Origin of the sequence: Rhodococcus sp. NyZ502 (genome assembly GCF_041464245.1) — a bacterium.
Taxonomy (GTDB): domain Bacteria; phylum Actinomycetota; class Actinomycetes; order Mycobacteriales; family Mycobacteriaceae; genus Rhodococcus_F; species Rhodococcus_F qingshengii.
The window spans coordinates 1384458-1398753 of sequence record NZ_CP167155.1 but is presented as its reverse complement, the minus strand read 5'-3'; the positions used below and the strand labels follow the sequence as shown (position 1 = coordinate 1398753).

Below are 14296 nucleotides of genomic sequence, written 5' to 3'. Positions count from 1 at the left end.
GTGTGTTGATGGGAAAAGTGATTCAGGTGCGTACGGCACCGATGTTGTCGCGGTACCACGAGATCGTCGACGCGATTCCTTCGCGCAATCCGATTGTCGGCCGCCATCCGAGTTCACGAATCATGCTCACGTCCAGCAGTTTCTGCATCGTTCCGTCAAGCTTCGAGGTGTCCCACTGCGTCTCGCCGGTGTATCCGACCTCGTCGGCGACCATCGAAGCGATCTCGCGAATTGTGTGGTCTTCGCCGGTTCCGACGTTGACATGCGATGCACCGTCGTAGTTGTCGAGCAGATGCAGACACGCCGACGCCAAGTCGTCGACATGCAGGAATTCACGTCGCGGATTGCCACTCCCCCAGTTGACAACCGACTGGACTGCCGACGACTGCGCCTCGTCGTAACGCCGAACGAGGGCGGGAAGTACGTGCGATCCGTGCGGCGAAAAATTGTCTCCCGGGCCGTACAGGTTGGTGGGCATAGCTGAGATCCAGGGGCGACCATGCTGCCGCCTGGCAGCTTGAACATGGAGTATTCCCGCGATCTTTGCTATTGCATAGGCGTCGTTGGTCGGCTCGAGATGCCCGGTGAGCAGGTATTCCTCCTTGATCGGTTGCGGTGCCAATTTCGGGTAGATGCACGATGATCCGAGGAACAGGAGACGCTCGACGCCGTGTGCGAGGGCAGCGTCGAGCACGTTCACCTGGATGCGCAGATTCTCCGACAGGAAGTCGACGAGGAAAGTGCTGTTCGCCGCAATCCCCCCAACTTTTGCTGCTGCAAGGATCACGTTGGTCGGCTTTTCGCGGGCGAAGAAATCGAAAGCAGCTTCCCGGTCACGTAGATCGAGTTCGGCCGACGTCTTTCCGAGCAACCTGGTGAAGCCCGCAGATTCCAGGTGTCGCCACACCGAAGAGCCGACCAGACCTCGGTGGCCGGCCACGTAGAACGGTGCGCCTCGATCGAGTGGTCGCGCTGCGAATGAATCACTCATCGCGTCGCCGACCAGTCGGGAAGTGCCGGAGTGTCGATCCACGGTCGCCCTTCGTGTTCGAGCGCTTCGATGTCTGCCTCGACCATGATCCGGGCCAGTTCGGGTGTGTGCACGCCGGCCTTCCAACCGAGTTTGCGCTCGGCATGACTCGGATCCCCGATCAGTGCGTCCACCTCGGTCGGCCGAAGATACCGTTCGTCGAATCGAACGTGGTTTTCCCAGTTCAGACCTGCATGTTCGAACGCGACGGTCAGGAAGTCGCGCACCGAGTAGTTGCCACCGGTGGCGAGCACAAAATCCTCAGGCTCGTCGACCTGCAGCATGCGCCACATTCCCTCCACGTACTCCGGCGCATATCCCCAGTCGCGAATCGCATCGAGATTGCCCATGTACAGATGATCCTCGATACCTGCCTGGATGCGTGCGACCGCGCGCGTGATCTTCCGCGTCACGAATGTCTCACCACGCCTAGGGGATTCGTGATTGAACAGAATTCCGTTCACAGCGAAGATCCCGTATGCCTCACGATAGTTCTTGGTGATCCAGTACGAGTACACCTTCGCCGCACCGTAGGGCGAACGTGGGTAGAACGGTGTCTCCTCGTTCTGCGGTGGCGGTGTGGCACCGAACATCTCGGAACTCGACGCCTGGTAGAACCGGCAGTCGAGTCCGGCCATCCGAACCGCTTCGAGTAGTCGGATCGACCCGACGCCAGTGGTGTTCCCGGTGTGTTCGGGTTCGTCGAAGCTGACCCTGACGTGAGACTGCGCAGCGAGGTTGTACACCTCGTCCGGCTTGATCTGCGCGAGTAGTGTCACCAGGCGCGCTCCGTCACTGAGGTCACCGTAGTGAAGAAAAAGTCGAGCATCCGCATCGTGCGGGTCAACGTAGATGTGGTTGATCCTCGAAGTGTTGAACGTCGAGGATCGACGGATCAGTCCGTGAACCTCGTAGCCTTTGGAGAGCAGCAACTCGGCAAGGTAAGAGCCGTCCTGCCCCGTGATTCCGGTAATCAGTGCGCGTTTCATCCTGCGTTCCTTCCGTTGCGGGACAGCCCGCCTGATAGTTGCGAAACCACGGTTGTGGTCCGTAGTCCTCCGAATCGCTCGGCAGTCTTGATCTCGCTCATGCGCGTCCCCCCAAACGGCCGAAGACTTTTCGTATGTCACGTGATGCCAGCCGTACGAATGTCGAGTTACCGAACAGGTAGCGCCGCCACAGACGTTTGGGTTCGGATACAAGTCGATACAACCACTCGAAACCCGAGTTCTGGACGAAAGATGGTGCCTCCGAGACAGTTCCGGCCAAGAAGTCGAAGGCCGCGCCGACACCGACGGCCACGTAGTCGGTTCGATCCGCTATCGCCTTCGTGACAAAGTCCTGCTTCGGCGCACCCAGACCGACCCACACGATGTCCGGTGACGTCGGATCGATCTTCGTGATGATGTCGTCGACGAACTCCTTGCTGAACGCGGCAAACGGCGGGGCATATGTGCCGGCCACCTTGATTCCCGGGTATAACTCCTCGACTCGATCCGTCAAGAGATTCAACGTCTCTTCTGTCGTGCCGACAAAATGGTGACGAAGGCTGTAGCGGCGTCCCTTGTCCAGGGTGGCCTCGAAGAACGACGGACCCCGGACTGGTCGAACACCGACGTGATCGGCGGTGCCGCCGATCAGGCGCATCACCCAGCTGACCGGGGTTCCGTCTGCGAAGTTCACACCGGGACCCTTCAAAACCGCGGAGTAGTCGCGATCACTGTGCGCCGCCGACACGCAGTAGGAATTCGACAACCTCACGGAGACTCCGGTTCCGGCTCCCTCTCGTCTGTCGTTGACCACCCAATCGGTAGCTCTCTCGAGATTGGTCGCGGCAAACGGAATGCCACCCACCTCGATGACCTCGAACGGACTGCTCATCTGTCTCAACACTTTTCCGAGTTCGTTTGTCGACGTTCATTGCACTGGCCGTAGCTGCGCGACAAGACCGATGTCAACCGGGACCGAGTCCAATCACGTTGCGGTTCAAAGAGAGAAAGCTCGGTCTCGACAATCGATCGAGCGATACGAGAGGCGAGAGTCGACGCCGGAGCAACCGGGATCGTCACGGCGTTCCTACCTGCCAGTGTCGGCACACCGCCGAGATCCAAACAGACCACCGGCAGGCCCACCGCAGCCGCTTCGGCCGCCACCCAGCCGCCCGAATCGTGCATGCTCGGGAAGAGCAGAGCGGAGGAGGCCCCCATCTCGCCCACCACTTCCGATCTGTCGCGCCATCCGCGAAGCGTGATCTGACCGCGCCGATACGGAAGCGACTTCTCGATCCGCCCGCGGGCGGGTCCCTCCCCGACAAAGGTCATGGACCACTCGGTACCCAGCTGCTCGAGCGCATCCAGAATCAGGTCGATTCCTTTGTATTGCAACAGTCTTCCTACGAACAAGAGCCTTCGTTTCGGCCGGGGTACCGCTTGCTTCTCGATTCCGTCGTAGTCCAGAACACAATTGGGTTGGACGACGACGTTTCTTGCCCGCGGTGCGCCGCGTCCGCTGTCGGAATTCATCGCGATGAAAGTGTCAACTCGTCCAGCCATGAAGATGTGCGTCAGTGACCGAACGGCTTTCGTCGAGCAGGTTCGAACTGCCGTGGTTGCCAGATACCGCATGCCGATGCGCTTGGCGAGCGGCATCGGCGGGTAGGTGTTGCCCCCGGCAGGCCCCCATACGAGTCGTGCGCCGCCGGCTCCACCGAACAGCACCGGTGGGGGCAGCCAGTCAGAGGCGAAAGTTGCATGGTGCAGGACGTCGAAGTTTGCCGCTTCACGCCGAACGAACAGTGAAGTGTGCCAGAGCCATCGGAGGTATCGGCCGTACGATCCGGCTTCTTCCGCGGGCAAAGTCGCTATTCGCACGACACGAACTTCGCAACCGAGCTGTTCACACTCTGATTCCAATGCGGGAGCCTCACCGGACCGAGTCACCACCGTGATCGACTCACACAGTTCGGAAGCCGCCGAGAGAAGCGCCCAACCCGCACCGGATTCACTCCCCTGATTCGGATCGCAGGCGTATGCCGTCATCAACAACCGTGTCATCGCGTTACCACCAGCCTCTGTGCGCGCGGCGTCCGAGAATCGCTGCGGCTGAATCGCTCTGAGAACCAACCGATGTTGCGTGCACCGTTGTCGAGAACCACGCGCTTGATCCGTGGACTGATCAAGGCAACGGGGATCAACGCCGCCGACGCGAGTACGAGCAGAGCGCGTTTGGCACTCTGAGCCGCCAACAGTGGCAGCTCGAGCTGTCCCTGACAGACCGCGAGGATTCGTCCGTTGTTGACATACCGGGCGAAGAGCCAGGAATCCCGACGCCGATCCTCGCCGACGGGTTCGTACGCAAGCGCCTCGTCGCACCACAACAACCGGACACCGCCGGCGCTCATCCTGAGCGTGAACTCGGTGTCCTCGCCGCCAGGTAGATCCCAGTCGTCACTGAAGTTCAAGCCGTTCAAAGCCTTCAGGTCCAACAACAGATTTCCAGCGCCTGCAGACGCAACCGGGGTGCCGGTCGAATGGCGAACGCGAGTGTGCAATGGAAGTTCCGAGGCAGGCAGACCCACCGGAATCACAGGACCGGCCACAGCACCTGCGTCGAAATCTGCTGCGCAGGTGAGGAGATTCGACAGCCAGTCGACATCGACGTACTCGTCGTCGTCGACGAAGACGATGTAACGACGATCTCGTGCACGGGCGAGATCGACCAGCGCACGTCGCGCCGGAGATACCCCGCCGAATCCGAGATGCAGTCGTTCGATCCCGTCGGCAACATACGTCGGCGTGGTGGATTCCGGATCGTTGTCGCCTACTACGACCTGGGCGGAGGCACCGGAAGCCTGGATCGATGCCCGGACGCTGTCGATGCAGACAGCCAGTTCCGATTCACGACGGAAGGTCAGAATCGCCACTACGACGCCGTTGGGATTCTTCATGAGAGGTCAACTTTCGGTCGGGCGTCACGGTTCATCGAAACCAGAAGTGCGACGCTCGCGCTGGCGCACGCCGACACGGCCAATGCTCCTGCGACGTATACGGCGCTGTCGGTCAGTCCCGCCCCGAGAACGATCAGAAACTGTAGAGGCAACAGCATGGCGCGAAATGTGTTGAGGTTTGCGGTCTTGTCCACGACGCGGATCGAGGTACCGACGCCCAGAAGAATCCCGTTGAACGCCACCGCCAACCCGCACAGCAGAATGACCGGTATCAAGTTCGGAAAGTGCGGCCCGACCAGATGATCCATCAATCGCACTCCCGAGAGTCGAATCTCGAGCGTGAGACAGATCAGCGAAACGCAGATGATCGAAACCCAGAAGATCTGCAAGCCCACTCGGCGGCCGAGTGCCATGCACTCGCTCGGGCTCATCGCTTCGACACCACCGCCGAACTTACGCATCAGAATTGGCGAGATGCCCGCGAACATCAAGGACAGCGGACCGAGCAGTGTCTGGGCAGTTCTGATCTCACCGATCATCGAGATCGACGCCACCACAGTGAGTATCAAGAACATCGCCTGCTGAGCAGCTGATCCCATCAATATCTCGATCGCAAACGGCACGGATCTATATCGGTGAGTGCACGAGTACCTGATCGACGGTACCGGCGGTACCAGACGCATGGATGCGTGACCGAGAGCGAGCGCGACGAAGACACCGACCGTATAGGTCACGAGTGCAAGTGTCAGATTCTCGACCAGGAAAGCTGCAATAAGGACGAACGAGAGTGTCACGATCTGTATCGACACAGAGATCCAACTCGCACCGTCGTGCATCAGCATCGTGCGTATCACGTCCAACACCACGAAACCAGCTGCAGCCAAGGCGTATACCGTGAGATTCATCGAGTCCGAGCCGGCGATCACGAACAGTGCCCACACCGATGTCACCGATACCGCCGCCAGCACGATCGTGGGCGCCAACGCCGGTCCACGCTCGTCGGACCCCGCCCCTCGCGACAGCCAGACGTCGACGCCGATCGCTCTCCCCAGTGCCAGTGCCAACAGACCCGCCGATTGAATCACGGCAACCTGGCCGACTTCGATCGGACCACCGAGTCGTGCCACCGAGGTGAGAACGACAAAAGTGAGGACGCTCGAAAGCCCTTGATCGGCCATGAATGTCACATGCCGAGTGCGATCTTTCACGATCTCACCTCGTCGATGAGCTCACGCATCGACGTCGCCGCTTTGCGCGATGTGAAGCGATTCGAGTAGTGACGATAAGCGGATCTGCGTATCGCCGATCGATCGTCCGCTCCGAAGATTCGATCGAGGGCCTCGCGTATCGACGACTCTTCCAAGGTATTGAGAGGCGTTCCGCCCGGTCCGACGATGTCCGCGAGTGCACCGTTGGTTGCGTAGATGACCGGGGTGCCAACCGACATCGATTCGATCGCAACGCGTCCGAACGGTTCTGCCCATTGAGACGGCACCACGGACGCCGCACTGTCGCGAAGTATCTCGATCACATCTTCGTGCGAAGTGAATCCGGCCAGCGTGACGTTGTCGAGAGCTGCGCTTATGCTGGAGATCTCGCCGTACTGCGGTCCGTCACCGAGAACTGTGAGCGAGGGACTTCCAGCGCCCTGCGGCCAGTTGCGCACCAAATCCAGGACGCCCTTCTCCGGTGTCAGTCGGCTGACGCACACAACCGAATCAGTGCCCCGAAACTCGGGTTCATTTTCTTCGAATCCGAAGTTCGGACGAACCACGACGCGGCCAGAACTGATCAGTCGTCCTTCGACCAGACGTGCTGTCATCGCGCTCGTTGCGACGAACCTGTGCTGCTTCCACCCAAAGACGCTCAGCTTGACCGCCGTGGCGCTCAGGTAGCAGACAAGGCTCTGTAGTCGGCTGTTTCCGTAGCATCCGTTGCGGACACAACTCGTGAAGTATTTGGTGGAACCGCATTCGGTGCACGTGCCATCTGCGCGCAACTTGGCTGACGGTGTGGCGAGGCGATAGTTCCGAACCGCCTGCAACGTAGGAATTGCGGCGGCTCTTGCGGCCACGAGCAACGAAGCCGAGAACGCCGGCCAGAGATTGTTCACGTAGATGACGTCGGGGCGCTCCGAACGGATGATGCGCAACGCATCGACGAGTACGCGAGGACTGAACACTGCGGTGACTGCCGCCCACGGTCCCCGGGAGATCTTGGAATTCTCGGTGGTGCACTGAACCGTCTCGTATCCGATCGATTTCAGGAGCTTGGATTCGTTGGCGAAGCTCTGCTCCTCACCACCCGGATTCCGATAGATCGCATGGAACATCAAGGCTTTCGGCGGCGTGAATCCACCGGCGGACGTCGGGTTCACTTCAGGCTTCGAACGCGCTACATCGAACGACTTGTACATCTCAGTGACCTCCTCTTCGCTCCGGAGCGAACCTGTACGCGTCGTTCTTGTCGGCACGAACCCCACGGATCGACAACTCGGCGTTGCCCGCATTGTGGGAGCGGTGGGTCGAGGGTCCGTACGGCGCCAGGAAGACCCATGCGATCAGCCACATGGCGCCGAAGAAGAGCGTCGACTCCGTCAAGTCCATCGAGAAGACGAGAGCCATGATCGCGACGACGGCGATGTACTCCGTTCTGCTGCGGGCTCGCCCGAGCGCCGTGCTCAGAAGCAGGTAATAGCCGGCCAACAGCAGCAGGAATCCGATCCAACCGATCTGCAGCCGAATGTCGAGCATTCCGTTGTGTGCGCTGGTCGCCGGAAAGGACAGCTTTGACCGAATCATCTGCCCCACTGCACTGTCCGGCGCCCACACCGAGCCGAAGCCCCATCCGAGCAGAGGCCGCTGTTCGGCGTAGTAGTCGGATACCGTCCAGAGATGTAACCGGCCGGTCAGCGTGACATCTCGCGAGAGTAGCGCCGCGACATCGGGTCCGAGCACCTTCATCGCGCCGGACACCCCGAGGTACAGGCCGATGATCACAGTCGAGGCGAGGTGAGCGTTCGGTGTCCGTCGAAAGCACCTCAGAGCAAGCATTGTCGCCAGCGCAATCCCCGCAGCGACGAGACCGGTCTGGCTCCGGGCCTCGAACAACACGATGCCGGCGACAGCCAGCGCCGCCACCCACGGAATACGCTTGCCGTCGGGAAGCATGAGCATGACACCGACAAGTACAACTTCGATGGCAGCCATTCGTCCCAAAGTGTTCTTGTGCGTGAAGATTCCGCGATAAGCAACGGCGCGGGTGTCCACGTCGATGCCAGTCGAAGGATGGAGGAACACGACCATCAGCGACAGCACGAGAAGTACCAGCAAGGTGAGGGCAACAGTCCGCACTCGCACCGCGAAGGTCAACTCACGGGCGACGATGATTCCCGTGATCGCCAGGCACACGACGACGATGCCGGCGACGGCGGAGTTCCGGGGCAGTGTAGACCAGTACCAGCTGGTTGCCGGGACGCCGGCCGAGATCATAAGCGTGAAGACAGGCCACGTCGTATTGCGTGAGTATCGCCGGTCGAGGAAGTAGACCAACGCAAGTGTCGCCGAAAGAACGGCCGAACCGTGTACGAGCAACGATCCGAGCGCTGTCCTCTGCGTGTACGCCTGAAAGGCTCCGCTCGCGCCGATGACCGCGATCACCAATGCCGTTCGCAAGATCAGCGGATTGTTCGGTGCCTCATTTTCGCAAGGCGCCGGTACCGCCTTCTTGTCAGTAGGCGCCATCACTTCCCACCACCGCCTTGAGCGTCTTCGCGACGATCATGACGTCACCCATCATCGACCAGTTGTCGACGTAGGAAAGATCCAGGCGGACAGTGTCTTCCCACGAAAGATCAGAACGTCCGCTGACCTGCCACAGGCCGGTGACACCGGGCTTGACCAGTAGCCGACGACTGACCGCACCGTCGTACATCTCGACCTCGCGCCGAAGCGGTGGCCGCGGGCCTACAACGCTCATCTCACGCCGGAGGACATTGACGAACTGGGGCAACTCGTCGATCGAGTATCGGCGCATGAATCGACCGACCGTCGTCACACGCGGATCGTCTCGCATCTTGAAAAGCACTCCGGCGCCTTCGTTCTCCTTCATCAGCGCCGTGACCTGTGAATCCGCATTCTGGACCATCGAGCGGAACTTGAGCATGGGGAACGGCTGACCGTCCAACCCCATCCGCTCGGACTTGTACAGAACCGGCCCCTTGCTCGTGAGCTTGACGGCGATCGCAGCCGCCAGTAGCACCGGACTGATCACGGCGAGTACCACGGTTGAGAAGACGATGTCGAAGGTCGTCTTCGTGAACTTCTGCGCGCCGTGATAACGCGGACGCTCGACATGGATCAGCGGAAATCCAGCGACCGGGCGCATCGAGAGCCTCGGCCCGGACACATCCAGAATCCCTGGTGCAACAACAAGGTCCACATGATCGCGCTCGAGATCCCAGGCCAACGTGCGCAGCCTTTCCGGTCCGAACCGCTCCGACGCCGTCACTGCCACCGTGTCGGCACCGACCTGTTCGATCGCGTCGGTGACACTGTGCTCGTCTCCGAGCACCGGAATGTCCCGACCGTTCACTGTGACAACTTCGCCCACGTCTCCTCCGTAGCCGGGTACGCAGACTCCGACAACTCGGTATCCATGGGCATCGTCGCGCTCGAGGTTGCGTGCAAGATCGACAACCGCCCCTCGCACACCGACCACAAGTACGGCAGTTCGAAATTCACCTCGGGCTCGCTCACGAGCAATCACCCGTCGCCAGATCCAACGACTCGCGATCAAGGCGGTCAATCCCATCGGAAACGCCACGGCAAGGTACAGGCGCGCGATCTCCAGGTGAAGGAGAAGGCTGGCGATCGCAATCAGTCCGAACAGGCGGAGCGTTCCGACAGCGATCAATCGGTACTCTTCAGGGCCGCTTCCGATCACGCGAGGAGATCTGGTACGAAATACCCTCAGTACGGCAAACCAGCCGATAATCAGGGCGAAAGACAGTGCGGTGTAGCTGAAATGGCCGAATGCTTCACCGTCGACGACATCCGCGTCGCTACCGAATCGCCACCATTGAGCCAGAAACACAACTGCCGCAACGATGATCGTGTCGGTGATCGCCAGACGACGAAGATACGCAGATTGCCATTTCCTGCGTGCGGAAACTCCACCGGCCCTCTCCGGCGTTACTCGTCGGTGTTGTTGTGGCCGCTCTTTCGTGGGCGCGGCCATCTCGAGAACCGTCATGTGTTCAGAAACCTTTCCCCATGCACAGAATTCGGCCTGAAGATGTTCACCGGCCGAGGTCCATCGGACCGCCTTGCCGATTCCCGAAACTTCGACAGCGAAGCAACTGCTCCGCATTGCTGCGTTCAGTGCGTATGGTTGCATTACGTGCGCCTTGCAGTTAACCCGGCGACTATTGTCAGGCCTCGGCCCAACTGTCGATTATTGCGGCATTGCCGCAGCTCACACCCCGTGATTGAAGCAGAGTCCACTAACAACCCAAACACAGGACGATCGGCGATTTCTCCTCGCCCGCTGACGTCGCCGGCCTCGATATTGCCAGGACTCACATCTTGGCAACTCTTCGGCTAGCTGGTCAGTACCAGTGAGGAGTTTGCCACATTCCGGACAGCGTGGCAATAGCGCTTTCCGAAGTTCTTCCCGACGCCAGCATTGACGTCAGTTATTCACCCTCCGACAAGAAGGAGTGAACATTGCTCACCATTACCATTGCGTACCTATAGTTTTCATCGCCTAGCCCATTTGGGCTCCGCGTTTGGACGGAAACCAGCACGCGGTTGGTAAACACTCTGCAATCCGTACTTTGATGCGCTCAGCATCCACTCAGCCTTGGACGATTGTTCGGCACTTCGCCTCTGGGCGTCTTACCTACTCCTAGCCGGCAATGCGCGAACCTACGATCGGGCGACACCGAGAATTCAGACATGCAAAAGGAGGAGTGTAGACCGCCAGCGATCGCCGGTGATGTCCTGAAATAGTTGCAGCACAGCCCAATTAGGGACATGCGAGTTGCGCAGCCGCTCGGCTGCAAAGCGAGGCGACCGCTACCGATGTCTATGTCTATGTCTATGGCCATGGCCATGGCCATGGCCATGGCCATCTCCGCTCGATACAACACCGGGCCCGGGCTCGAGAGCTTGACCGCCAGAGCCGCGGCCAGGAGAACAGGTGCGTGCGCGACTCACCTGCGCTGAACGTTGCCGGGCAGACCGAACAAGGCAACATGCCCCTCACCCTGTGATGCACGAGCGGCTATCCCAGCATCTCCCCCGGCCACAGCTCGCTCGCTGACGGACTTTGGACTCGCAGTGCGGTGGTTGATGATCGCGCTCGCCACGATCTTTGCATTTTGGCCCACCTGGACCAAGCTTTGGCAGAGCACGGCCAGCGGAACTGCCATCGGCTACGTCTTCGCTCTACCGCTCTTGTGCCTGGTTGCAGCCGTCGGAACAGACTTGAGGCGCGGCCCGGAGCTTCCGATTCACGATCGTGAGACCGACAAGATAGTCGGCTGCATCGGTCTCTTCGTCGCGTTGGGACTTCAAGCGCTCCTGCTACCGCGTTTCGCAGAGACCTACGAACTGATGCATATCGACGTCATCGCAGCCTGGGTATTCGTCTGGAGCGCAGCGGTTCTGATGTTCGGCCTCCGTCCGGTCAATCGGTACTGGGCAATCTGGGTGGTCCCGATCATCTTGGCGCCGCTGCATTACCGCGCCATCGCGACCGAAATGGGCGGGACTCGTTTCGACTACAGCGTCCTCATGGTGCTTGTCGCGTCTGCCGCGACCACGATCGCCGTCAGTAGAACGTGGAGGCGAGGGGCGATCGCCTTCGTCGCCGCAACGGTGCTCGGTGTGGTGATTCTCTACTTCACGATTCAGAAGTATCCCACTGCTCCGCTTTTCGCCGTGCAGTTGTTTCCGGCACTCGGAACCGCAATCGTCGTCGGCGGCGCCTTCTATCTGTACGAACGCCGGGGTAAGTCGCTCAAACCGTTCGACCGACCACTCCGAAAGCCCTCGACAGCCACAAGCAACTGGACCATCCTCGCGGTGTTTGCCGCCGCAGTGCTGATGTTCTTCACGCCGCTGCCATCGACAAGTTTGACAGTCAACGTCGGTCCGCCCCCGGCTACTGCGGATCCTCGACTTGTCGTTCCACTGGGCTGGCATCAGATTGGAGCATCCGAATACGACTGGCCCCGTCGCTACTTCGGCAGCACCTCCGAGCTGAGTCGTCAGACCATTCGGGCCGACACTCCGAATCCCGCTTGGGACTCACAGATGCGGCCTCGCACGGTACAGATTGACGTCGTCCAGGTCCGTCGACCCTCCACGCTCGCCGTGTATCCCAGCAAGACCACCTACGACCTGGAGAACGCGAGAGTCAGCCCGACGGTCACGCTGGAGCTGCCGCACGGGATCGTCGCCGAGATGTACACGATCGTCGACGACGCTCTCCTTCTCACATGGAGCAATCTCAATTTCGTCTGGACGCGGGGCGACGGAGCCGCGCAACGAGTCAGCCTGATCAGCGTCGACAATCACGAACCCGACGCCTACTTCCCCGAACCGAAGCCGTCGATGGCGTCCAACGGTAGCAATACCCTCGCCGTTCTACTGCGTGGTGAAACCTCGACCGAAGACACCGAATCCGAGTACAAGGACCTGGACATGCTCGAAGCACTCGCTCGACTACTCGTGGAGGCTCAGACGTGGTGAACGAAAACCGAAGCCAGTCCAACAGTGTCGTGGTCAGCGGTGACCCGGATACAGCGGAGTACCGCGAGGCCGCCCTGCACGATGCAGTGAACGGTCTACGCGAGCGCCATCCGATCTCATCCGCCTCCGTGGCCTTCTATCCGTGGCAGCGAAATACGTTGTTGGCAGGCTTTGTGCTGGTCGTCGTCAGCCTCGTGTTCTTCCTCGTCCCGACTCTCATCGCGCTGACATTGATCTGCACCATTGGATACATCTGGGCGATGGTCGACCGTCTGATCTTGTTCACGAGGGGTCTCGATGCGTCCTCGATCATGACGATCAGTGACGAAGAGGCACTTGCTCTTTCATACGACGACCTTCCCACCTATACCATTCTGGTCCCCGCATACAACGAGCCTGAAGTCGTCGGCGACCTCATCGCAGCCATGCGAGCGATCGAGTATCCGGCAGACAAGATGCAAGTCCTTCTCCTACTGGAGGAAGACGACGCCGTCACTATCGAAGCTGCACTTGCCGCCGGTGTGGACGAGGTCGTCAGCATTCTGAAGGTGCCCGCGGCCGATCCACGAACCAAACCGAAAGCATGCAACTACGGTCTGCATTTCTCGACGGGCGAGATCGTCACGATCTACGACGCCGAGGATTCCCCCGACCCACTCCAATTACGTCGAGTAGTCGCAACTTTCGCGAAACTTCCCGAGAACACTGCTTGTGTTCAGGCCAAACTTGCATTCCACAACGGAACTCAGAACCTGTTGACCGCGTGGTTCACCGCCGATTACGCGCTGTGGTTCAGCTTCATCCTTCCTGGATTGATGCGGAGCAATTCACCGATTCCTCTCGGCGGCACTTCGAATCACCTACGCCGTAGCGTCCTCGACGAGATCGGGGCGTGGGATCCTTTCAATGTCACGGAGGATGCGGACCTCGGCGTGCGGATTGCAGAGAGCGGATATCGCACCGCGGTCTTGAATTCCACCACGCTCGAAGAAGCCAACAGTGACACGATCAACTGGATCAGACAGCGCTCGCGTTGGTACAAGGGCTATTTGCAGACGTGGCTCGTCCACATGCGCCAACCCGTCAAATTATGGCGAGGATTGGGTCCGATCGGCTTTCTCCGATTCACGATTCTCATGGCCGGCACACCTTTGGTCGCCACTTTGAACATGGTGTTCTGGCTCATCAGTCTGGACTGGATTCTCGGACAACCTGAAGTGATCCACCAGGTCTTCCCCAACTATGTCTATTTCCCCGCGTTGATCTCTCTGGCATTCGGTAATGCCGCTGTTCTCTACATGAACCTCGTGGCGTGCCGAGAAACGCGAAACGCGATGCTCCTCCTCGCCTGTCTGACTGCTCCGTTGTATTGGGTGCTGATGAGCATCGCGGCGATCAAGGGGACCTACCAATTGATTCGCAACCCGTCCTACTGGGAAAAAACCTTCCACGGTCTGAACACGTGACAACGCAACCCTCACGTTCTACACAGGTGTGAGTTATGTCTACTGATCCGCCTCACCCACAATTTCACCCGATTTCGGGTTTCACCGGAAAACGCAC

Annotated in this window: 11 protein-coding genes; 2 read left to right on the top strand and 9 right to left on the bottom strand. The window is 59.8% G+C overall.

Going from position 1 to position 14296, the window contains the following annotated elements; translation table 11 throughout:
• Positions 1 to 22 precede the first annotated feature (22 nt).
• The 9 genes from ACBG85_RS06580 to ACBG85_RS06540 all read right to left on the bottom strand — a co-directional run bounded on the left by ACBG85_RS06580 (position 23) and on the right by ACBG85_RS06540 (position 10229).
• Positions 23 to 991 carry a GDP-L-fucose synthase gene (locus ACBG85_RS06580; protein WP_081558758.1) on the bottom strand — a complete coding sequence of 323 codons (969 nt, stop codon included), beginning with the start codon at positions 989 to 991 and terminating at the stop codon, positions 23 to 25.
• Positions 988 to 2019 (bottom strand): GDP-mannose 4,6-dehydratase, encoded by a 1032-nt coding sequence (gmd, locus tag ACBG85_RS06575; protein WP_007726640.1) that lies wholly within the window; start codon positions 2017 to 2019, stop codon positions 988 to 990. The genes ACBG85_RS06580 and gmd overlap by 4 nt, the downstream gene beginning before the upstream one ends.
• A gap of 97 nt (positions 2020 to 2116) precedes the next feature.
• Positions 2117 to 2911 (bottom strand): WecB/TagA/CpsF family glycosyltransferase, encoded by a 795-nt coding sequence (locus ACBG85_RS06570; RefSeq protein ID WP_165639188.1) that lies wholly within the window; start codon positions 2909 to 2911, stop codon positions 2117 to 2119.
• Positions 2912 to 2916: 5 nt separating this feature from the next.
• Positions 2917 to 4083 carry a glycosyltransferase family 4 protein gene (locus ACBG85_RS06565; protein WP_165639187.1) on the bottom strand — a complete coding sequence of 389 codons (1167 nt, stop codon included), beginning with the start codon at positions 4081 to 4083 and terminating at the stop codon, positions 2917 to 2919.
• Positions 4080 to 4976 (bottom strand): glycosyltransferase family 2 protein, encoded by an 897-nt coding sequence (locus ACBG85_RS06560; RefSeq protein WP_075832475.1) that lies wholly within the window; start codon positions 4974 to 4976, stop codon positions 4080 to 4082. The genes ACBG85_RS06565 and ACBG85_RS06560 overlap by 4 nt, the downstream gene beginning before the upstream one ends.
• Positions 4973 to 6184 (bottom strand): hypothetical protein, encoded by a 1212-nt coding sequence (locus ACBG85_RS06555; protein ID WP_372026613.1) that lies wholly within the window; start codon positions 6182 to 6184, stop codon positions 4973 to 4975. Before ACBG85_RS06555 ends, ACBG85_RS06560 begins: the two co-directional genes overlap by 4 nt.
• Complete coding sequence (locus tag ACBG85_RS06550; protein ID WP_165639185.1) at positions 6181 to 7392, bottom strand: glycosyltransferase family 4 protein; 1212 nt, start codon at positions 7390 to 7392, stop codon at positions 6181 to 6183. The genes ACBG85_RS06555 and ACBG85_RS06550 overlap by 4 nt, the downstream gene beginning before the upstream one ends.
• Position 7393: 1 nt before the next feature.
• On the bottom strand, positions 7394 to 8719 hold the full coding sequence (locus tag ACBG85_RS06545) for an O-antigen ligase family protein (protein ID WP_372026609.1): 1326 nt from the start codon (positions 8717 to 8719) through the stop codon (positions 7394 to 7396).
• The gene (locus tag ACBG85_RS06540; RefSeq protein WP_054781086.1) at positions 8706 to 10229 is read right to left on the bottom strand and encodes a sugar transferase; all 1524 of its coding nucleotides are present in this window, start codon (positions 10227 to 10229) and stop codon (positions 8706 to 8708) included. Before ACBG85_RS06540 ends, ACBG85_RS06545 begins: the two co-directional genes overlap by 14 nt.
• Positions 10230 to 11317: 1088 nt before the next feature.
• On the opposite strand from ACBG85_RS06540, the gene ACBG85_RS06535 reads away from it, so the two are divergent.
• Entirely contained in the window at positions 11318 to 12733 is a 1416-nt protein-coding gene (locus tag ACBG85_RS06535) for a hypothetical protein (RefSeq protein ID WP_372026606.1), read from the top strand.
• Positions 12727 to 14199, top strand: a complete 1473-nt coding sequence (locus ACBG85_RS06530; protein ID WP_165639181.1) for a glycosyltransferase — start codon at positions 12727 to 12729, stop codon at positions 14197 to 14199. Before ACBG85_RS06535 ends, ACBG85_RS06530 begins: the two co-directional genes overlap by 7 nt.
• Positions 14200 to 14296 lie beyond the last annotated feature (97 nt).